This is a genomic window from Paraburkholderia sp. IW21 (assembly GCF_041321145.1).
In the GTDB taxonomy this organism is placed as follows: Bacteria; Pseudomonadota; Gammaproteobacteria; order Burkholderiales; family Burkholderiaceae; genus Paraburkholderia.
Genome location: NZ_JBGGWA010000016.1, coordinates 36,926 through 58,554, shown reverse-complemented (window position 1 = coordinate 58,554; position 21,629 = coordinate 36,926). Strand labels below are relative to the sequence as shown.

The window sequence follows — 21,629 nt, the reverse complement described above, 5'->3', positions numbered from 1 at the left end:
GACCAGATAATCGAGGGGTGGGGTAGGAAGCATCACCGGACTCCTGAGGCGGGTTCGCCGGTGCGCAGTCGCATCGCGGCGGAGTGGCAGAGGGCTGCCGTGCTCAGGTCGGTGATATAGGTTTGATTTTCGTTTGGATCGGGACGGGTAACTATAGAAAGGTTTCTCGCGAATTGCGGCGAGAAGCACATGACCTCCGTGATTCCCTTTCGGGGAATCACTGGAGGGTCGCACTTTACGAGGGGCTTGCTGAATCTAAAGATTTTTGCGATGGGGGATTCTTGAAAGTCGTAAAAAGAGATTCTTAAGAAGCCGAGCAGCTGCCGGCGAACGGCGTTCGTCGGCTCTACTGGCGTCCATCCGGTATCTAATCTATTCGCGACATTCAAGTGTCCCTTGCATTGCTTTGGCAGAGGCCGAAGTTGGCCGCTACCGCCGCCCGGGCGGGGCGATCGCCTCGGCGCGGGCTCGGATGCAAGCGGCACAATCCATCCCTTTCTGCCGTTCGCAACCTCTCATCTGGCCAACAGCAGCTTCCGGGGGGTGACGGTCAACCGCGACAACTGGATAAGGAACTCAACGCCTGATCGCCTACGCCGAGGAACGCGGCCACGCCTTGGTGCTATCTACGCAGCTTCGTGTTGCGCAACAGCTTCAGGCCCGGCATCCGGGCAGCGGAGCAGCGACTCCGCCGGCAGTGCCACGGTGGGAGCCAAGCAGCGGCGCTGGAGGCTTTCCTGGGCTGGGCGTGGAACGCCCAGAACTGGGGACAAACCCGCACGTAACAGAATCCCGTTGGTAGCTGCACCTCGGTGGTGTAAAGTGGTGCACTTAACTTGGGGATCAAGATGGCGACTAAGGCCAAGCATGTGACGAAGGCGACAGTCGAGCCGAAAATGCCCCGGGCGTCGGTCAGTTTTCCGCCCGAGCTGTATGCGACGCTGGAGCGCATCGCCAAGGAAAAGAAGGTCTCGGTGGCCTGGGTAGTGCGCGAAGCCGCCGAAAAGTACGTCAGCGACCAGTGGCCCCTGTTGGCGGAGAAGGGTTAAGGCGGATGAATGGACACCCTCACCCCGGCAGAACGCTCGGCGCGCATGGCGCTCGTGCGCGCCAAAGACACCAAACCCGAACTGCTGGTGCGCCGCCTCGTGCATGGCATGGGCTACCGCTACCGGCTGCATCGGCGCGACCTGCCCGGCACGCCCGACTTAGTGTTCCCCGGCCGCAGCAAGGTGATCTTTATACATGGCTGCTTCTGGCACCGGCATGCGCGCTGCGCGCTCGCCAGGCTGCCGAAGTCACGCGGCGATTTTTGGTTGCCGAAGTTGACCGCGAACGCGGAACGCGACGCGCGCAACGTGCGCGCGCTGCGTCGGCTCGGATGGAGCGTCTTGACGATTTGGGAATGCCAGCTCGGCGACACCGCCAATTTGGCCAATAGAATTAGGAGGTTTCTTGATGCGCAGCGTTGAACTGTTCGCCGGGGCAGGCGGACTCGCGATGGGGATGGGAAGGGCTGGCTTCAATCACGCCGCCGTCGTCGAGTGGGACCACGATTCCTGCGAGACCTTCCGCTTCAATCAACAGAACCACGCGCATGACGTGGAGCGCTGGCCGGTGTTCGAGGGCGACGCGCGCGCATTCGACTACGGCACGATCGGCGGCGAGGTGATGGTGGTGTCCGGTGGACCACCCTGCCAACCCTTTTCGATGGGTGGCAAGGCGCGCGGCCATATGGACGAGCGCGACATGTTTCCGCAGGCGGTTCGCGCGGTGCGCGAGCTGAAGCCCAAGGCCTTCATTTTCGAGAACGTGAAGGGACTGCTGCGCCAGTCGTTCGCTTCGTACTTCGAGTACGTCCACCTGCAGCTTTCGCATCCCGAACTCATGCGCAAGAAAGGCGAGACCTGGGAGAAGCATCACGCGCGACTGGAACGCCACCACACGAGCAATCAAGGTGCCGCTCGATACAACGTGGTGTACCGACTGTTGAATGCCGCGAACTATGGAGTGCCACAACGGCGCGAGCGCGTGTTCCTGATCGGCTTCCGTTCCGATCTCGGCGTCGAGTGGTCATTCCCCGAGGCCACGCACTGCGAAGACGCGTTGCTGCGCGACCAATGGATCACGGGCGACTATTGGGAGCGCCACCGCGTAGCGAGGCGCAACCGGCCGACCATGTCGCCCAAGCTGGAGCGGCGTATCGCGCGGCTGCGCGACGGGGACATGTTCATGGGCCTGCCTTGGGTCACGGTGCGCGACGCGATTTCCGATCTGCCGGACCCCGAGAAGAACACAGGGAACGGCATTCCCAATCACGTCTTCAATCCCGGGGCGCGCAGCTATCCCGGGCACACGGGAAGTCCGTTGGATGAGCCGGCCAAGACTTTGAAGGCCGGCGACCACGGGGTGCCGGGCGGCGAAAACATGCTGCTGCGACCCGATGGCTCGATCCGCTATTTCACGGTGCGCGAAGCCGCGCGCCTGCAGACCTTCCCGGACGATTACATCTTCCGCGGTTCGTGGACCGAAACCATGCGCCAGCTCGGCAACGCCGTGCCGATTCGCCTGGGAGAAGTCATGGCGCGATCGGTGGCCGAAACCCTGAACGCTGCGGGACGGCCGCGGCGCACCATCGTGCGCGCGGCCTGACAGACGCCCGCCCGCGATCCAACGCATCATCAAGAAGGAACACGCGAAGCGCGAACGCGTAGGTAGCAGTTGCACCTCGCCACGCCCGGCGCGCCAAGCCTAGGGAACCGCACATGACAACAACCGCCGGCGCAACGACGGACTTCGACCTCACCCCCGACCCTCGGGTATTGCAGATGCTCGGCGAGATCAATCTCGCTCAGTGGCGCTGCCTCGCGGAACTCGTTGATAACAGCATTGACGGGTTCATGAGCGCGCAGCGACTGGGCAACGTCATCGCCAATCCCGAGGTCGTGATCACCGTGCCGCGGACGGACACGGCTGCCGCTCGGGTCTCCGTCCGCGACAACGGGCCGGGCATGTCGTCCGAAACGCTCGAACACGCGGTGCGGGCGGGCTGGTCCGGCAACAGCCCGATTGGAAGTCTGGGCCTGTTTGGCATGGGTTTCAACATCGCGACGGCCCGCCTCGGCCTGGTGACCGAGGTTTGGACATCGCGCGCTGGCGACCCCCACGAAATCGGCGTGCGCATCGATCTTGACGAGCTGAAGGCGCAGCGAAACTTCCGCGTGGCACGTCAGACCCGCCCCAAGGCCGATCACACCGCGCATGGCACCGAGATCGTCATCTCCAAGCTGAAGCCGGAGCAGCGCGGATGGCTGGCGCGCGGCCAGAACACGACGGCGATGCGCAAGCATCTCGCCAAAGCCTACTCGGCCTTGCTGTCGCCGGAGAGCGGTGATGCCGTTTTCCGTCTTGAACTCAACGGCACCCGGATTCAGGCGCGAAGGCATTGCACCTGGAGCGCCGAGCGCCATGTCGAAACCAGCAACGGCACGGTTCACGCCGTCGAGCGCTTCAACGTTGCACTGCCCGCGCGCCGCTACTGTGCCACCTGCATGCAGACATTGCCGGATGGCGAGACCGCCTGTCCCACGGGTAGCAGTTCCTGCCGCGTGGTCACGGACGACCGACGCGTGCGCGGTTGGGTGGGCATTCAGCGCTATCTGCACGACACCGATTTCGGCCTCGACATCATTCGCAACGGCCGCAAAATCGAGCTGGGCATCAAGGACCTGTTCGAGTGGAGGGAAGGCGATAGCTCGGAGATTGAGTACCCCACCGACGATCAGCGCAAACGAGGCCGGTTCGTCGGCGAGATCCATCTTGATCATTGCCGGGTGAGCTACACGAAGGATCGGTTCGAGCGAGACGATCCGGCGTGGGACGAAATGGTGCGCTTGGTGCGTGGCGATGGTCCGCTGCAACCACTCAAGGCCAAGACGCTGGGTTACGGCGCCAACAATAGCCCGTTGTTCCGGCTGTTCCAGGCGTTCCGGCGCACGTCGCCGCAAGGTAAAAACGGTCTGTGGTCGCGCATCCTCGTCGTGAAGAACAACGAGCGCGCGCTTGAAATGGCGGGCTTATTCGAGAACAACGAGCCGGACTACCTCGGTGACGAGCGCTGGTGGCAGCTAGTCGAGGAACAGGACGCCACGGCGCTCGGGGCACCGGCCCCCGTCCCGCCGGGCGGCGCGCCCGCCCCCGGCGACATTCCCCCGGGCTTCCTCGATGACGATTCCGGCGGCGGTGGCGCGGCGCCAACCCCGCCTCCGGTGCCGGGCACGACCATTTCACCGTCTCCGCCCGCGCCACCACCGGTGCCCGACCGCAAGCCCCTCTTCGAGTTGACGCGGAAATACATTCACCCGACCTATCGGGTTGAATACGATGTGCAGGGGTTCGCGGTCGATCGACGCGACCCTGATCTTGGAACTGGCCATCCCTGGGCTTTGCCACTCGTTGATGTCGCGACGCGCACCTACGCGTTCCTGACCGACACGACGCATGACCTGTACCGCTCGACCACGATGACACCACTCGACGCGTTGCTGATCGAGCTGTCGCATCGCACGATGGACTTCCTGCGGCAAACGGCCCCGGACGTGACCTTCGCTTCGATCTTGGCCGATTTCCGCCGGGAGTATTGCGCCGATTCGCGGCTCGACGCCGGGGAAATCATCGTCGAGGCGACGAACACGCTGGCGCAGATCGCGGCATCGCTGCAAGGCAAGCTCGCGGACGGCAAGGGGACGGCGCTGCACGACGCGCTGAGCGCGCCCGCTCGGGAAGCCATCGGACGCAGGATGGTCGCGCGCGGCGTGGCCGCGCCGCGCGACGCGATCGCCTCCGGCGCGTTTCTCACCTACGCCGATCCGCAAACAATAAGGGATTTCTTCGCCGCGCATCCGGAGCTATTCCTCGATGGCAAGTATTGGGACGATCTCTACGTCACGCTCGACTATGGTTCGCCCGACGTGAGCGAAGAAGCACGCCGTGTCGTGCGCGCGCGGTACGACGGCTACTTTGCGGACGCCGTCTGGCTCGCGAGCCAGTCCCCGATGGACCTGGAACGGACCGGGCGCGACGCCCTGATCCGGGCAAGCCTGTCCTTGAAGCTCCTCCGTCCCGACACAGAGGATTGAGATGGAGACCTTCCTCGACACGCGACGCCTTCTGAACGGACCGTGGCAAGCGTTCGAGCGCGACGTCGCGCGGCTGCTGGTGGCGAACGGGTTCGAGGACGTGCGCCTGGTCGGCGGCAGCGGCGACAAGGGCGCCGACGTGTTGGGTGTCAAGGCCGGCGAGCTTTGGGTATTCCAATGCAAGTTCGTGTCGAACCAATACCCGACGCCCGATGCCGTTGACGAGGTCGTGGAGGCGGCGCGGTTCTACGAGGCGGATCGCATGGTCGTCGCGGCGTCCCGAGCATTCGGGCCGGCGACGTTCGCCGCAGTGAAGAAGTGGGCCGCGCTCGGCATCAAGGTCGAGTTGCTGCCAGCCGCGACGCTGATCGAAATGGCGTGTCGCTCGCCGGAGTATCCTCGCGCGCGGCGCCAACTCCGGCCCTATCAGTCGGACGCGGCCGAACACTTCATGGGAGCGCTGCGCGAGACGGGCAAGGGGCAAGTAGTCCTTGCCACCGGGCTCGGCAAGACTGTCGTCATGGCGGAGGTGGTCTCGCAGCTCTATCGGGAACAAGCGATCCCCGAAGGCAAGGTTCTCGTGATGGCCGGCACACGCGAGTTGGTTGACCAGCTCCAACGGTCCTTCTGGGAGCAGTTGCCGAAGTCGGTTTCGACGCATCGCCTGATGGGCGGTGAAGAGCCCTCTTACTGGGACGGCATCACGTTCGCCACGGTGCAAAGCGTCGTGTCCCGCCTTGACGACCTGCCGCGATTTGGACTCGTCCTGGTGGACGAGGCTCACCACGTCGGGTCCGAGAGCTTTCGCACGGTCGTCAAGGCCCTGAACGCGCCAATGCTTGGCGGCGTGACGGCGACACCCTGGCGCGGCGACGGGTACGACATCGACCGGGTTCTCGGCCAGCCCGTGGTCCGCATGGGCATCGCCGAGGGCCTGCGCAGGGGCTTTCTGTGCGAAGCGGACTACCGCTTGCTCGCCGACAACGTGGACTGGGAATTCGTGCGCGAACGCTCCGTTCACAACTATTCCCTGCAGCAGCTCAACCGGAAGCTGCTTATCCCGACTCGGGACGAAGAGGCAGCGAAGATCATCCACGAATCCTTCACGGCCGAGGGGCGCCGTGCCGGCGTCGTCTTCTGCTCCACGGTGGTCCACGCGCGCGCCTTCGCGGCCATGCTGCGGTTGTTCGGTTTCCGCGCAGAGGCCATCACCGGCGACATGGCACCTCGGACACGCGACAAGACCATGGCGGCGTTCCGGCGGGGCAATCTCGACATCGTGACGACGCGCGATCTCTTCAACGAGGGTGTGGACGTTCCCGACGTTGACATGATCGCGTTCATGCGCGTGACTCATAGCCGCCGCATCTTCGTCCAGCAACTCGGCCGCGGGCTGCGGCTGAGCCCGGGAAAGGACAAGGTCGTCGTGCTGGACTTCGTCAGTGATCTGCGGCGCATCGCCGAAGTCATCGAGCTGGAGCGCGCCGCGAAGGGCGATGTCGAGTTACTGCGTCTCGGCGGCCGCCTCGTCCAGTTCCGCGATATCGGCGCGAGCAGCTTCATGCTGGATTGGATGAAAGACCAGGCGGACCTGTTCAATCGCGAAGGCGACCCGACGCTGGAACTGCCCGAGTTCGATTTTCCACCGACCGGTCCGCGAGGGAACGTCCAATGAAGCTGCCCGACGACGTGCGCGACCGCATCCGCGACCTTCTGTGGGAACGTGCGACCGATATGGGCTGGTCGGGACTGGCCGACACCGAGCGGTCGCGCTATTACGAGCAATGGACCCGGGAAATGGCGATCGGCGGCACGCTGGCGCACTACATGGACCCGCGCAAGGTCCGTGTGTATATCAAGGATTCGCTGCTGAAGCCCTACGAACGTGCCCGAGTGTCTGGCACGGAGCAGGACATCCTCGCCGTTCTGAACGTTGACCCGACCCTCGAAGTCGTGCATCGCTATATAAAGCCGCACGGCCTGCGCTTCATCGGTGGCCAGATCATCGCGTGGGGCAAGAGTCGGGACTGGAAGCTGATCCTGATGGCGATGTACGAGCGGACGACGCTGAACCATGGCGCCTCTTCCTTCGGCACGGTGTTGCTGGAAAGCGGCAACACGGCAGACGACAGCACGCGCATCCTGGTGCGGGGCGCGGCCACGCGGTTGGGCATAGCGCGTGTTGAATGGATCGACTGACGCGAGCTGGAGCGGATATCAATGAGAACAACATTCGTCGGCTGGTACACGAAATCGCCCGAGCAACTCGAGGCGCTCTGGGATGCGGCACTGATCGTCCCCGACACGAACATCCTTCTGCACCTACTTCGTCACTCCGTCGAGGTCCGTGGCCAGCTCATGGACGTTTTCGAGCGCAAAAAGGCGTCGCTGTGGATTCCGTATCAGGTAGGGATCGAGTTCCAGCGCCGCCGGCTGGATGTGCAGCAGCACGCGCTCGATGCCTATGACCGCCTTGGGACCGACCTGACCAAGTTCGTGAATCAGGCCAAGGACAGCATCAATCAATATCGCGCGCATCCGGTAATCGACGTCGAGCGCGAGCTGTCGGCGCTTGACCTGTACCAAGGCGATTTCCAGCAGCGCATCGCGGGGGCCAAGGCCCAGCACTCCGCAGAAGAATTCAACGCGAGCTTCACCAAGGTGACCGAGCTGTTCGCGGGCAAGGTGGGCGCGAAGCCGTCTGCCGAGCGCATCGCGGCGATCCACAAGGAAGGCAATGATCGGTACGCGAAAAAAATCCCGCCGGGCTTCGAGGACGCGAAGAAGGCGGCCGATGGCGGTGACAAGTTCGGCGATCTGGTGATCTGGATGGAAATGATCGAGAAGGCCAAGGCGGACAAGCGGCCGATCATCTTCGTCACCGACGACGGAAAGTCCGACTGGTGGCATATCCACCGCGGGAAAAAGATGGGGCCACACCCTGCGTTGATCGAGGAATTCCTAGCGATGACGGAGCAGGAGTTTCACATCTACGAGCTGCTCCAGTTCCTTCGCTATGCGGCCGGCACGGGATCACAGATCAAAGAAGCGTCCGTTCAGAAGATCGCCGACTCCATCGCTGCGGAGTCAGAGACCGAGACGCCCGGCTATGCTGCGGAACAAGCCAAGTCGCAGCGCGCCCTGCGGGCCGAGCTGCGCAGCAAGGAAACCGAGCTCGACGGGTTGATCAAGTCGCTCATCGACTTGCCGCCGACGCCGCAGCAAGCAGCGACCGCTGGCGAGGATGCCAAGCAGGTGCTGAAGGCCCGGATCAGCGAACTAACCGGCCTTGTGAACGCGATACGCGAGCAACTGGCCGCGCTGGAGGGCGATTCAGGCTCGTAGCCGCTGTTGGCGCGGCAGCTTCAATCGCAACGGCCAAGGATGGCAAGCCCCGACGAATCGGGGCATTGATAATCGTTTGTGTGTGTCCCAACCGGAGGAAGCCATTTGAGCCAAGAACCCTACAACGTGATGGCAAGAATCAGCTTTGGGGAAAGCGTCGGCGGAGTCTGCTCCGCGTACCGGTGCGGCTGGTCACGTGACCTGCGCGCTTTCGAAAGGGCTGGCGCGTGATGATTGGATTCAAGGAATTCGAGTTCGACCTTCCGCGCGCGCTCAAGGCTGAACTAATCAGCCTGCTCGATGGGATGGAAACCGGCCCGCTGCAGCCCGAGGTGACGGCGGAAGTCCCTGAGGCCCAAGGCGTCTACCAACTGTTCTACGAAGGCACGCTCGTTTACGTCGGCAAGACCGACGCGGAGGCAGGCCTGCGCACGAGGCTAACGCGCCACGCGCGCAAGATCATGCACCGTCCGACGCTGACCGGCGCGGTGCGGTTCAAGGCGGTGCGCATTATGGTGTTCACCGCTATGGACTTGGAAACCCAGCTCATCAAGTATTACCGCGCACTGAACACCGGCGCGGCGGCTTGGAACGGCAGCGGCTTCGGCTCCAACGACCCCGGGCGCGAACGCGAAACCACCAATCGCCAGCCTGAAGGCTTCGACGATCAGCACCCCATCAACATCGACTTGCCCGGCGACTATCTGGTGCCGGGCATCGTGCCCGTGGCGACGGCGCTGGCGGCTCTGAAAGCCATTCTGCCGTACACCTTGCGCTATGAGACCTTGCGCAACGAACGAGGCAGGGCGCAGCGTGGACAGCCGCATCCGGACTTGCTAGCCACCAACGTCACCATTCCGCCGACACCGCAAACGGTGCGTAGCTTGATGCGGACCATCGAGGTTGCTCTCGGGGTGGATTGGCAAGCGACGGCCTTCGCGAGCCATGTCATCCTGTACAAGGAAAATCGCCCATACCAATACGGAACGGTCCTCTAGCCGCTCAGCTTGGCGCACAGATTGGGGGCACTTCTGGAGGCGCGAGGCGAGTCGCAGACTGCTTCCGGCCTTCGCTGACGGGCGTAGCGCGGATCTAGTTCATTCCTGCAGCCCCAGCAAGTCGTCCTCACGCACGCATGACCACCACGGCGACGCGCTGTCTTCTGGGCTGACGATGTGGGGCTTGGCAAGACTATCGAGACCGCGCTGATTCTGCGCGCGCTCGCAAGTTGTGGCGAGCTCGAAGGCGCCTTGAGGTGGTTTCCACACCTTGGTCAACAATTGGCACCGTTTGTTGACCGCCTCATTGCGAACGTCGAGACATTTAAGCGCGAAGAGGGCGAAAATGTTTGAAGAGGGAGCCAAGTACTTGGTGGTGTTCGCGAAGCCACGGAGCCCACCACCTGACGGCGTTCAAGTCCGGCGGGAGTCCCTGCGGATCACGGTTTTGAACTGACCGCGCAACGGCGCCGGTTTAGACGCTTAGATGGTCGTTAGAGGTAATTCGACCGATTCCTATACCAGTTCCGAGACGTTGGGGGCAACTTTGGGGGCAACTCATATAAGAGTTTTCCCGCTATCGCAATATTGCAACGATCTTCGGGGTTAGTTTGATAGTCCTCCTCACCAAGAGGATTTTGTTTTACGTGAGAACCGGCTACGCGCCGGTTTTCGCGTTTCTGGCCTCGGCTTTTCCCGAACGGATCGGTAAGCGGCCTATTAGTGCAGCCCCATGCGGGGCAACACCAACAGACCGGCAAGAAAAAAGTCGATAAACGTCGCCCGCTCACGACGCGTTAGCAGAAGCCCTCGATCAGAACTTATCCCACCCGCTATCCGCGCCGGCGGCAGCCGTAGCAAGCACAGCAACCGGCGCCACCGCAGTAGCTCGCGCGCCAGGTTTAGCAGGAACGGCAACAGCAACCTCGCGCCGCGGCGTTTCCTTCCCGGCGGGAACGGCCGCTGCCGCAGGTGCACCATCCTTCAACTGAAAAAACGCCACGGCTTCGTTCAACTGCTGCCCCTGATCCTCCATGGACCGCGAAGCGGCCGCAGCCTCTTCCACCAAAGCCGCATTCTGCTGCGTGACATTGTCCATCTGGGTAATCGCAAGATTGACCTGCTCGATCCCGCGGCTTTGTTCGGTCGATGCCGCCGCGATCTCCGACATGATGCCGGTGACTCGCGCGACAGCCTGCGTCACTTCGGCCATCGTCTTACCCGCCTCGCCGGCAAGCGCCGACCCGTTGCGGATCTTATCCACGGAATTGGCGATCAGATCCTTGATCTCCTTGGCCGCGCTCGATGAGCGTTGAGCCAGGCTTCTGACTTCGCTCGCGACCACCGCGAAACCCCGCCCTTGTTCGCCGGCACGCGCGGCTTCGACGGCCGCGTTCAGCGCAAGAATGTTCGTCTGGAACGCAATGCCCTCGATGATGCCCGTGATGTCCGCGATCTTGGTCGAGCTGTCGCTGATGTCGTGCATGGTGTTCACCACCTGGCCGACGACCTCGCTACCCTTTTGCGCCACCGACGACGCATTCGCAGCCAGCGTGCTGCCTTGCTGCGCGTTGTCTGCGTTCTGCTTAACAGTGGAGGTGAGTTCCTCCATGCTGGAAGCGGTTTCCTGCAACGATGCAGCCTGCTGCTCAGTACGCTGGCTCAGGTCCATATTGCCCGCCGCGATCTGACGCGCCGCGCCGGCGATGCTGGTGCTGCTGTCGCGCACCCGTCCAACGATCGCTGTCAGCCGGTCGTTCATCTCGCGCAGCGCGGCGAGCAGCTTGCTGGTTTCGTCGCTGCCGTCGACGCTGATGCGCGTGCGCAGATCGCCTTCCGACACGGTGCGCGCGACATCGATCGCGAAACGCAGCGGTCCGGTCACCGCGCGCGTGATCACCACGCACGCGCTGACGGCGAGCGCCAACGCGATGAGGCAGATCGCAATCAGCAGATTGCGCTGGTTCTCGTAATGCGTGGCGTAGTCGTTGATCAGTTGTTCCTGGCGGGTGTGCGTGTAGTCGGCATAGGCGTCGGTCGCGCGAATCAGCGCGGCGAGCAGCGGCCGGCAATGATTGTCCATCTCGACGATTGCCTCGTCACGCTTGCCGGCAAGCGCGAGATTGACGATGTTGAGGGCGACGGGACCATACTCGGACTCGACCCGATTGATCTCGGCGACGAGGTTGCGCGCTTTCTCCGACGTATCGGTTGCATTCGCAGTCATGCCGTTGAGCTTTTTCAGATCGGCCTGTACATCCTCGTGCGCGCGCGTCACGTCGGCTTTCTCTATGTCGAGATCCTGAGGTTTGGTCACGAGCACAAGATTGCGCGCCGCGATTGCCCGGCGGTCGACTGCGGTTCGAACCTGCACCGCCATGTCGGCGCGCGCGTTGATGCCATGTACAAAGTTGGAAAAACCATCGGTGGAGTCGCTCAGCGCCTTCAAGGAAAGGCCCGAAACCGCGACGACGAGGAGAGACAGCATGCCGAAACCGGCAATGAGTTTGGTTTTAATGGTGAGATGCTTGAGTGTCACGATTTTTCTCCAATAACGAAACGTTAAAGCGTTCGTAATGGACTCTCAGGTCCGGGCATGGGAGCGTCTATGTGGCTGCTTATTGTCGAGGCTGCCCCGCGCTGTTTCCCCTCATGCCTGACTTGCGGCGCATTGCTAACTCCGCATCGAATGTCAGGCGCTAAATGGGTATCCCATTTACCGGTTATCGGATCGGGTTCTCGCGTACTTAAGGCATAGCTGGTATTTTTCGACAAAGCTTGCACGTGATGCACGTAAGACTGTCCGTTGTTCGAAAAATGGATATATTCGGGCGCATGATGCAAATACGCGTTTTCCGGTTGCTTTTCATTTGCGACTGCGCGTCGGACCCAAAAGGGTCGGGCGGCCCTTAAGCAGTAAACCGACTTGACGCCCAAGGGCCAAAGATATGATTGAGCAATCACTCATTTACTAGCGCCAATCAAACCCAACCGAATCCGCATGGCCCGTCCCAAGAGTGAAGACAAACGTAACGCCATCCTCGCCGCGGCAGCCGAGGTCATCGCCGAGCAGGGCCTCGGCGCGCCCACCGCACGCATAGCGAAGCTTGCGGGCGTGGCTGAAGGAACGCTGTTCACCTACTTCGATAATAAGGACGAGCTGCTGAATCAGCTCTACCTGGACATCAGGGCGGAGCTGCGCGAAGTGATGATGACGGCCTACCCGAAGCACGCCACCCTGCGGGAGCGCGCGCAGTACGTATGGAACAAGTTTGTCGACTGGGGCGTGGCACAACCACAGAAACGCCGGGCCATGGCGCAGTTGGCCGTGTCTGAACGCTTGACCGAACACACACGGGCGACCGGCATGCAGTCCCTCGCGGACATCAACGCGATGATTCAGGCGAGCGTGGCGAGCGGCGCGTTGCGTGATCATCCGCCGGCTTTTCTGTCGGCGATCATGGCGGCGCTGGCGGAAACCACCATGGATTTCATCGCTCGCGATCCGGCTGAAGCCGACCGCTATCGTAAGGCCGGCTTCGAGACGTTCTGGCACGCGATTGCCCAGAAGTAAATTTTTATCCGATTTTCGCGCTCGAACTGCAACGCCGCCCGCACTGATCTGATTGCCAACGGCCCGGGCGCCGACACGCGCGCTGGCCGGACGTCGCCATGGAGCAGGCGTCGTGAAGGTTCCGATATTCGGCGCGACGGGCAGGGTCGGATAAGGCGCCGCCGCGGTGGTCCCCTCGGTCCGAAGGGCGTCCTCACGAAATTCTGGCTCTAACCGCCAAAAACCTGTCTTTTCGAGCGTTTGATGCGCCGCAGCGTCTGGTAGGCTACCGGTTCACGGTACGCGCCTTCTGGACGCGGCCAATTTCTTCACGCGCGTGGGTCAGCGCATGCTCGAACGAAACGCCAATGGTGACGCGCCGACCGAACCTCGTGATTGTGATCAGTATCGTGCTCGCCAGCGCGATACTCGCGATTGCTATCTGGCTGCTCGCGCAGATGCACGAAGACGCGCTGCGGCGCGCACAGGATTCCGTCTCCAATGTCTCGCTGCTCGTCGAACGCGACGTGTCGCGTAATCTGGAGATCTACGATCTGTCGCTGCGGGCGGTGATCGAGGGGCTGAAACAACCCGGCGTGCTGAACTTGCCGCCCAAGATCCGTCAGATGGTGCTGTTCGACGGCTCGTCCAGCGCGAAAGACCTGGGCTCGATCCTGGTGATCGACGCAACCGGCAATATCGTGTTCGACTCGCAAGCATCCCCGCCGCGCCGCGTCAATCTCGCCGATCGCGATTACTTCCAGGTCCAACGCGACTCTCCCAATGTCGGGCTATATATCAGCCATCCGTTCACGCCCAAGGTGAGCAGCAGCAACGTAAGCATTGCGTTAAGCCGGCGCATCTCGCAGCCGGACGGCAGCTTCGGTGGCGTGGTGGTCGGCACGATGCGCCTCACCTACTTCCAGCGTCTGTTCGCCGGCATGAATCTGGGCGCGGGTGGCTCGATGGCGCTGATGCTGACCGACGGCACCATGCTGATGCGGCGCCCCTACGATCCGAAAATCATCGGTCGGAGTCTGACTGGCACCTCGAACTATTTACGTTTCCTCCAGCAGCCGAGTGGGAACTTCTTCGGCACGGCGGCGATTGATGGCGTCGAGCGCTGGTACGCGTTCCGCCATATCGACATGTATCCGCTGATTCTCGACGTCGCGCTGTCCTCGCGGGATATCTACATGGAATGGCGGCGGCGTGCGTGGATCATTGGCACGCTGATCGCCGCGCTCGACATCACCATCATCGCGCTCGCCGTCCTGTTCTCGCAGCAACTGCGGCAGCGCCGCGCGGCCGAAGAAGAGTTGCGCGTGCTGGCCCGCACGGACGGGCTGACCGGCCTGAATAATCGCCGCACCTTCGAGGAACATGCGGAAGAGGAATGGCACCGCGCGCAACGTAACGCGTGGCCGCTGTCGATGCTGCTGATCGACGTCGACAGTTTCAAGGGCTTCAACGATTTATATGGCCATTCGGCCGGCGACGATGCGCTCGTCGATGTGGCGCGCTGCATCGGGCAGAGCGTGCGACGCCCCGGCGATACCGCGGCGCGCTACGGCGGCGAAGAATTCGCTGTGCTGCTGCCGGATACCGACGAAGCCGGGGCGACGCGCATCGCCGAGCAGATTCGCTCCGCGATTCAGGCACTCGGGCTGCACCATGTCGCGAACTCGCACCATGTGCTGACTGTCAGCATCGGCATTGCTTGCACCAAAGGGCAGACATTCGCGACGAGCCGCGCATTGGTCAATGCAGCAGACGAGGCGCTCTACGAAGCCAAGGACGCGGGCCGCAATTGTGTGCTGTGCTATCCGGTGGCGGCGCGCGCCGAGCGCCGTAGTGTTGTGGGGCTGCCGGCGCGTTGAGGCAGGACAATCTCACAGGTGTATGGGATGTGATGGGGCAGGGCCTTCCGCGAGCATGACCGCCCCAAATAATTTACCCGGGTAATATATTGCCAATAAATTATACCCGGGTATAATTGGACAAATTCTTCCTTTTGGAGTTTGTCATGACCCCCCATCTTGCAACCTGCACCGCTTTCGAAGGCCACCGCTGTATTGCCTCAGGCACGCTATCGGAGGTGGCGCTGGCGGTACGAGAGGTGCTGGCGCGCGGCGAGCAGGCGCCGGTACTGATTTTCGACGACATCAGCGGCCGCCCGGTCGAGTTCGATTTACGGGGCACGCCTGAGGAGATTCTGGCGCGGCTGCCGGGCCAGGAGCCCGGCGAGCAACCCACGCCAACCGCTGACACCGCGCAAGACGATACCCCGCGTGGCCGTGGCCGGCCCAAACTTGGCGTGGTGGCCAGAGAGGTGACGTTACTGCCGCGTCATTGGGATTGGCTCAACGGCCAATCGGGCGGCGCATCCGTCGCGCTGCGCAAACTGGTGGAAGCGGCACGGCTTGCCGGCGAGGACAAGGATCGCAAACGTGCGGCGCAAGAGACGGTGTACCGCTTCATGACTGCGCTGGCCGGTAATCTGCCTGATTATGAAGATGCAACGCGCGCGCTCTACGCTGGCGATCGAGCACGTTTTGACGAGATCGTGGGGAAGTGGCCCGAAGACGTGCGCCATCACACGCTCCGGCTTGCTGCCGCGGCTTTCGTCACGCGTTCATGAGTTCGAAAGGACACTTGGGAGCGCGCGCAGCGAAACGTACGGACGAAAAAAAACCGCTCACGCCGGGGAGCGTGAGCGGGAAGTCGGAGAGTTACAACATCGCGTGCGCTTACTCATGGGGGTGAACGCAGCAAAGAAAGTCTAAGAGTTCGTCTCGTCTCCATATATCAGACAAATCCCAATCGCCTCGCCCATGCGCAATCCACATTGAGCCGCGCGATCTGGCCCCCTCCCATAAGGATTGCTTACATCATCCTGTCCCGGTTATGTCCGTCATTTATCGCTTCAAGTCTCCGCTATCGCCGCCGTAAAAGAGGTGGGAGCGTTGCTACGTATCTGAAAAATCGCGAAATGTTTCGCGGTGGCGTAAGCGCGAGCGTCCCGTCAGGACTTGTGAAGGATGGTGAAATGAAGTGGTTCGACCGCATGACCGTATTCAAGAAGCTGCTGCTGGCGTTTGCCGTGGTGATCGGGTTCTGCGTTGTGATTGGCGGGACTTCGCTGACCACGCTGTCGTCGATGCACGACATCACCGACGCCATCTGCGATCAGCACATGAACGGCCTCTACTGGATGGAAGAGGCGAACCGCCACAAGATCGACTCCGATCTTGCCGCGGCGAATCTCGGCTACGCAGCCGACGACGCCGGCCGTCAAAAGTTGAAGGACAACATCGTTGCGTCGCTCAAGGAGATGCACGGCGCCTATGACCAGTACCGCGCGACGATCGCGACCAGCAAGGGTCAGGAGATGTTCGACGAAGTGCTGCGCAAGTCGGCGGTGTGGGAAGGCATCGTGCATCAGCAGATCGGTCTCGAACCGATTCCGGCCGGCGTCGACAACAACGAACTCGTGCGCCGCGCGATTGCGTCGAGCGAGACGCTGCGCGATCGCATCACGGCGCTGATCGACTATCGCCGCCAGCAAGCCACTGAAGCCCAGCAGGAAGCGAGCGCCGACTATCAGCACATGCGCATCGTGATGCTCGCGCTGGTGCTGGGCGCGATCGCGGCGGGCATGCTGCTCGCGACCGTGATTGCGCGGCGGCTTGCGCGTCAACTCGGCGGCGAACCGGATTACGCGATGCACATCGCCAACCGGATCGCCGGCGGCGACCTGAGCGTGCGGGTGGAAACCCGTGCGGGCGACGCCAACAGCATGCTGTTCGCACTGCGCAACATGCGTGAGCGGCTGGCCGGCATCGTGTCCGGCATCAGCGAGTCGAGCGAGTCGATCCTGCTGGCCTCGGGCGAGATCGCGCAGGGCAACACCGATTTGTCGCAACGCACCGAAGAGCAGGCTGCCGCCTTGCAGGAAACCGCGTCGAGCATGCAGGAATTGACCTCCACGGTGAAGATGAATGCCGAGAACGCGCAGCAGGCGGGCGGTGTCGCGCATGGCGCGTCTGAGGTGGCGGCGCGCGGCAGCAGCCTGGTCGGCGATGTGGTCGAAACGATGCGCGAGTTGGCGGCCGGTTCGAAGCGCATGACCGACATCATCGCGGTAATCGAGGGGATTGCGTTCCAGACCAACATCCTCGCGCTGAATGCCGCCGTGGAAGCGGCGCGTGCCGGCGAGCAGGGACGCGGCTTTGCGGTAGTCGCCGGCGAAGTACGTTCGCTGGCGCAGCGCAGCGCGGTGTCGGCCAAGGAGATCAAGGAGTTGATCGAAAGCTCGACGGCGCGCGTGGGCAGTGGTGCTGAACTGGCCGAGCGCGCCGGTCAGACGATGGCCGAAGTCACGCACGCGGTCAAACGCGTGACCGACATCATGGGCGAGATTTCGTCGGCCTCGCAGGAGCAAAGCACCGGTATCGAAGAAGTGAACCGCGCGGTCGCGCAGATGGACGATGTGACCCAGCAGAACGCAGCGCTGGTCGAGCAGGCGGCGGCTGCGGCGGCATCGATGGCGGACCAGGCAAGGCAGTTGCAGGCGGCCGTCACGGTGTTCTCGCTGGAAGCGCGGCGCGGCTGATGCATCGGTGATATGGAGGACGCGGCTGATTGCGTCCGCAATCGTCATGGGCGTGATGTTCGCCTCGCCTTCGAGCGCGGTTTCGCTACGCCCTTCGGCGCGGCTTTCGCCGCGCTTTTCTCTGCCCTTGCCAGGGCCATTGGCACTCCGTACACTCGCGCGTAATTCACAGACAGCGCAGTTCCCGGCGCCGTCCACCATCATGCCGACAGAGGAGAACCCCCGCCATGGCCGATTCCTATTTCCCCCGCTGGCGCGCTCAGCCGGACGCAGCCGAAGGCCGCATCGTCGGCACCGACGAGCGGCTCGCGTGGCCGCAGATGTTCGCGATGGGCGTGCAGCACGTCGTCGCGATGTTCGGTTCGACCGTGCTCGCGCCGTTGCTGATGGGCTTCGATCCGAATCTGTGCATCTTCATGTCGGGGATCGGCACGCTGCTGTTCTTCGTGCTGGTGGGCGGGCGCGTACCGAGCTACCTCGGTTCGAGCTTCGCGTTCATCGGTCTGGTGATCGCGGTGACGGGATATGGCGGCCACGGCCCGAACCTGAACATTCCGGTGGCGTTGGGCGGGATCATCGCGTGCGGGGTGGTGTACGCGATCATTGGCCTGATCGTGTCGGCGGTCGGCACCAAATGGATTGAAACGTTGATGCCGCCGGTCGTGACCGGGGCGATCGTCTGCGTGATCGGGCTGAATCTTGCACCGATCGCGGTGCACGGCGTGAGCGGCAGCAACTTCGATTCGTGGATGGCGCTGGTGACGGTGCTGTGTGTCGGCGCGGTCGCGGTGTTTGCGCGCGGCATGCTGCAGCGTTTGCTGATTCTCGTTGGTTTGCTGATGGCGTATGTGATTTACGCGATCGTCACGAACGGCCTCGGCATGGGTAAGCCGGTCGACTTCGCGATTGTGGCGAATGCCGCGTGGTTCGGTATGCCGCATTTCACGGCGCCTGTTTTCAACATGCAGGCGATGACCTTGCTCGCGCCGATTGCGGTGATTCTTGTCGCTGAGAACCTTGGGCATATCAAGGCGGTGAGCGCGATGACCGGTCAGAACCTCGACCGATATGTCGGCCGTGCATTTCTCGGCGATGGACTCGCGACCATCGTTTCCGGTTTCGCTGGCGGCACAGGGGTGACGACGTATGCCGAAAACATCGGTGTGATGGCCGTGACCAAGATTTATTCGACGCTGGTGTTTGTGATCGCTGCCGTGATTGCGCTGGTTTTGGGCTTTTCGCCGAAGTTCGGCGCGGTGATTCAGACCATCCCGGGGCCGGTGCTCGGTGGTGTATCGATCGTCGTGTTCGGCTTGATTGCCGTGACCGGCGCGCGCATCTGGGTCGTCAATAAAGTCGATTTCTCGGACAACCGGAATCTGATCGTAGCGGCAGTCACCCTTGTGCTGGGCGCTGGCGATTTCTCGTTGAAGCTCGGTGGATTCGGGCTTGGCGGGATCGGTACGGCTACCTTCGGCGCGATCATTCTTTACGCGCTCCTGAGAAGGAAGCCGGCTCAGGGGCCGGTGGCCTGATTTGCCTGCGGCGTGGGTCGTTTCTTTTTTGCGATCACCGACGATGTCGCCGCATATCAGTTACGAAGGATACAAACGGCACAAGCCGAAGCTTGGCCCGATGACGCACCGCGCTATCCTCAGTCCGCCAACGCTTCCTTAAAAGCAGCCAGCAAACGCCCCGGCAGAACGACGCACCTGAACGGTGCGTGTCGCGCCCACGCGTGGCGCATCCGCCCTTTCGCCGGTGCAAGCTTCATGCAAATTTCATGGGAATGTGCGCCAGCGTGCGCATGGAGCTTGCTTAAGCAATACCGATGACGCACATTTTGAAAAACGGTGCCGAGGTTGTTCGCTTCCGCGTTCGGACCGGCCCGGCGCTCGCGTGAGAGGATTGCATGACGATTGCGCAACAGGAAAGAACGGCTGGCATGCCGCATGGCTTCGATGTCGAAGTGACGTCGGGGCTCGAGCGTTTTTCGGCGCAGCATGGCGAGCTGACGCTGACTAGCGTGTTTCAACCGATTTTCAGCCTGTCGCACATGCGGGCGGTCGGCTACGAGGGGCTGCTGCGGGCGCACGACGCGCTCGACCGGCCCGTGTCGCCGCTTGACGTGTTCGGCGAGGCGGCGCGCCTGGGCGACGTCTTGCAGGTCGACCGGCTCGCCCAGACGCTGCATCTGGAGAACTTCAAGATACTCGGCGCCGAGCGCGAATGGTTGTTTCTGAACGTCCATCCCGGCGCGCTCACCGATCCCTATCTCGCCGCTGCTTTGCTGGCCACGCTTAAGCGGCTCGATCTGCCGCCGCGGCGCATCGTGCTGGAGGTACTCGAACAGCGCGCGGAAGATCTCGAACGTCTCGCCGATGCGGTGCGCCAATTTCGCGAGCGCGGGTTCCTGATCGCGCTCGACGACTTCGGCGCGGGCCACTCGAACGTCGAACGGATCTGGCAGTTGAATCCCGATATCGTGAAGCTTGATCGCATCATGCTGTCGCACGCCACGCATCGCGCCGATATGGCGACGATTCTGCCGGGACTGGTGGCACTGCTGCACGAAGCGGGCAAGCTGGTGCTGATCGAAGGCGTCGAAACCGAGCATGAAGCGCAGATGGCGCTCGCTTGCGACGCGGACTTCGTGCAGGGTTTTTTCTTCGGCCGACCGAATCCCGGCGCGGTCGATGCGGCGCACGCCACGGCTTGCATCAGCGAGGTTACCGACCGCTATCGCGATCAGGCTGAAGCGCGAGAGCGCCGTGATGCAAGCCGTCTTGCGCCGTACTTGCGGGCGTTCGAACGGGCCGCGGAGCGGCTCGCGGCCGGCGAGCCGCTTGAGGAAGTGTGCTGGAATTTTCTCGCGCTCGATCATGCCGCACGCTGTTTCCTGCTCGACGCGAAGGGCAAGCAGGCCGGCCGCAACGTCGTGTTGCGTGCCGATCGCGCGGCTCATGAAACGCGCTTTCTGCCGCTTGCCGACGCGCAAGGCGCGAACTGGCTGCGTCGACCGTATTTCCGTGCGGCGATCAGCGCGCCGGAACGCGTGCATGTGACGCGTCCGTATCTGTCGATCAACGAGGCGTTGCCGTGCGTCACGCTTTCGGTGGCGACACGCGTCGGCGAGCAGACTTGCGTGCTGTGCGGCGATATCGATTGGGAGGATGCCGAGCGGTTCTGAGATCATGTCGTTTTTAACGACACTCAGCCGCGCTTATGTCCGTACTACTTGAAGTCATCGCCACGACCGTTGCCGACGCCCGGCTTGCCGCGCAAGCGGGCGCGAACCGTCTCGAACTCGTCACCGCGATGGGCGAGGGCGGCCTGACGCCGAGCCTGGGGTTGATCGAAGCCGTGGTTGCGGCGGTCGAGATTCCTGTGAACGTGATCGTGCGGCCGCACAGTCGCTCGTTTGTGTATGACGCCGACGACCATGCCGTGATGCTGCGCGACGTGCGTGCAGTCAAAGCGGCCGGTGCGAACGGCGTGGTGATCGGCATGCTGACCGCCGAGGGCGAGATCGACCGCGAAGGCCTCGCGCGGGCGATCGATGCCGCCGATGGGCTGGCGATCACCTTCCATCGTGCGTTCGACGAAACGCATGATCTGCAAAATGCGCTCGACGTGTTGCTCGGTTTCGATGCGATCAAAAGCGTGCTGACCTCGGGTGGCAAGCCTTCGGTACTGCAGGCGGAAGCCACGATAGGCGACCTGGTCAGGCAAGCGTCCGGCTCACATTGCACGGTGCTGGCGGGCGCGGGTTTGACCGTCGATGCGGTCGCCGGCTTCGTGAACAGGACGCGGGTCGAGGCGGTGCACTTCGGCTCCGGCGTGCGCGTCGGCGGCAATGGCCTCGCGCCGGTCGAGGCGGCAAAAGTCACGCAAGTGCGAGCGTCACTCGACGCAGCGCGTAGCTAAATCATCGCGCAAAAAAATGTCGCTTCGAGGTTCAATTCGAAGCGACATTTTTC

General features: G+C 62.6%; 16 protein-coding genes. 15 read left to right on the top strand and 1 reads right to left on the bottom strand.

All coding sequences use genetic code 11. The features are described from left to right. Positions 1-848 precede the first annotated feature (848 nt). The 8 genes from ACAX43_RS29155 to ACAX43_RS29120 all read left to right on the top strand — a co-directional run bounded on the left by ACAX43_RS29155 (position 849) and on the right by ACAX43_RS29120 (position 9,481). A complete protein-coding gene (locus ACAX43_RS29155; RefSeq protein WP_069263260.1) occupies positions 849-1,049 on the top strand; it encodes a ribbon-helix-helix protein, CopG family in 201 nt (66 codons plus the stop codon). 9 nt (positions 1,050-1,058) lie between these two features. After that, positions 1,059-1,472 carry a very short patch repair endonuclease gene (locus ACAX43_RS29150; protein ID WP_370711809.1) on the top strand — a complete coding sequence of 138 codons (414 nt, stop codon included), beginning with the start codon at positions 1,059-1,061 and terminating at the stop codon, positions 1,470-1,472. Further along, on the top strand, positions 1,459-2,652 hold the full coding sequence (locus ACAX43_RS29145; RefSeq protein ID WP_370711808.1) for a DNA cytosine methyltransferase: 1,194 nt from the start codon (positions 1,459-1,461) through the stop codon (positions 2,650-2,652). Before ACAX43_RS29150 ends, ACAX43_RS29145 begins: the two co-directional genes overlap by 14 nt. A 113-nt stretch (positions 2,653-2,765) precedes the next feature. Beyond that, complete coding sequence (locus tag ACAX43_RS29140) at positions 2,766-5,138, top strand: ATP-binding protein (RefSeq protein WP_370711807.1); 2,373 nt, start codon at positions 2,766-2,768, stop codon at positions 5,136-5,138. A 1-nt stretch (position 5,139) separates the two neighbouring features. After that, positions 5,140-6,813, top strand: a complete 1,674-nt coding sequence (locus ACAX43_RS29135; RefSeq protein WP_370711806.1) for a DEAD/DEAH box helicase family protein — start codon at positions 5,140-5,142, stop codon at positions 6,811-6,813. Further along, positions 6,810-7,337, top strand: coding sequence for a hypothetical protein (locus tag ACAX43_RS29130; RefSeq protein WP_370711805.1), 528 nt, complete (start codon positions 6,810-6,812; stop codon positions 7,335-7,337). The genes ACAX43_RS29135 and ACAX43_RS29130 overlap by 4 nt, the downstream gene beginning before the upstream one ends. 21 nt (positions 7,338-7,358) lie before the next feature. Beyond that, a complete protein-coding gene (locus tag ACAX43_RS29125) occupies positions 7,359-8,483 on the top strand; it encodes a PIN domain-containing protein (RefSeq protein WP_370711804.1) in 1,125 nt (374 codons plus the stop codon). A 230-nt stretch (positions 8,484-8,713) separates the two neighbouring features. Further along, the gene (locus ACAX43_RS29120; RefSeq protein ID WP_370711803.1) at positions 8,714-9,481 is read left to right on the top strand and encodes a GIY-YIG nuclease family protein; all 768 of its coding nucleotides are present in this window, start codon (positions 8,714-8,716) and stop codon (positions 9,479-9,481) included. An 814-nt stretch (positions 9,482-10,295) separates the two neighbouring features. On the opposite strand, the gene ACAX43_RS29115 is transcribed toward ACAX43_RS29120, so the two are convergent. After that, complete coding sequence (locus ACAX43_RS29115) at positions 10,296-12,020, bottom strand: methyl-accepting chemotaxis protein (RefSeq protein WP_370711802.1); 1,725 nt, start codon at positions 12,018-12,020, stop codon at positions 10,296-10,298. 462 nt (positions 12,021-12,482) lie between these two features. On the opposite strand from ACAX43_RS29115, the gene ACAX43_RS29110 reads away from it, so the two are divergent. From ACAX43_RS29110 to ACAX43_RS29080, 7 genes are all read left to right on the top strand, one after another. Next, complete coding sequence (locus ACAX43_RS29110; RefSeq protein WP_370711801.1) at positions 12,483-13,055, top strand: TetR/AcrR family transcriptional regulator; 573 nt, start codon at positions 12,483-12,485, stop codon at positions 13,053-13,055. A gap of 347 nt (positions 13,056-13,402) precedes the next feature. Continuing rightward, a complete protein-coding gene (locus tag ACAX43_RS29105) occupies positions 13,403-14,914 on the top strand; it encodes a diguanylate cyclase (protein WP_370711800.1) in 1,512 nt (503 codons plus the stop codon). 146 nt (positions 14,915-15,060) lie between these two features. After that, on the top strand, positions 15,061-15,675 hold the full coding sequence (locus ACAX43_RS29100; RefSeq protein WP_370711799.1) for a DUF2239 family protein: 615 nt from the start codon (positions 15,061-15,063) through the stop codon (positions 15,673-15,675). Between the two features lie 408 nt (positions 15,676-16,083). Beyond that, positions 16,084-17,649 (top strand): methyl-accepting chemotaxis protein, encoded by a 1,566-nt coding sequence (locus tag ACAX43_RS29095; protein ID WP_370711798.1) that lies wholly within the window; start codon positions 16,084-16,086, stop codon positions 17,647-17,649. A gap of 227 nt (positions 17,650-17,876) precedes the next feature. Continuing rightward, positions 17,877-19,184 (top strand): solute carrier family 23 protein, encoded by a 1,308-nt coding sequence (locus tag ACAX43_RS29090; RefSeq protein WP_370711797.1) that lies wholly within the window; start codon positions 17,877-17,879, stop codon positions 19,182-19,184. Positions 19,185-19,561: 377 nt separating this feature from the next. Next, complete coding sequence (locus ACAX43_RS29085) at positions 19,562-20,839, top strand: EAL domain-containing protein (RefSeq protein ID WP_370711796.1); 1,278 nt, start codon at positions 19,562-19,564, stop codon at positions 20,837-20,839. Between the two features lie 35 nt (positions 20,840-20,874). Beyond that, positions 20,875-21,576 (top strand): copper homeostasis protein CutC, encoded by a 702-nt coding sequence (locus ACAX43_RS29080; RefSeq protein WP_370711795.1) that lies wholly within the window; start codon positions 20,875-20,877, stop codon positions 21,574-21,576. Positions 21,577-21,629: the final 53 nt, after the last annotated feature.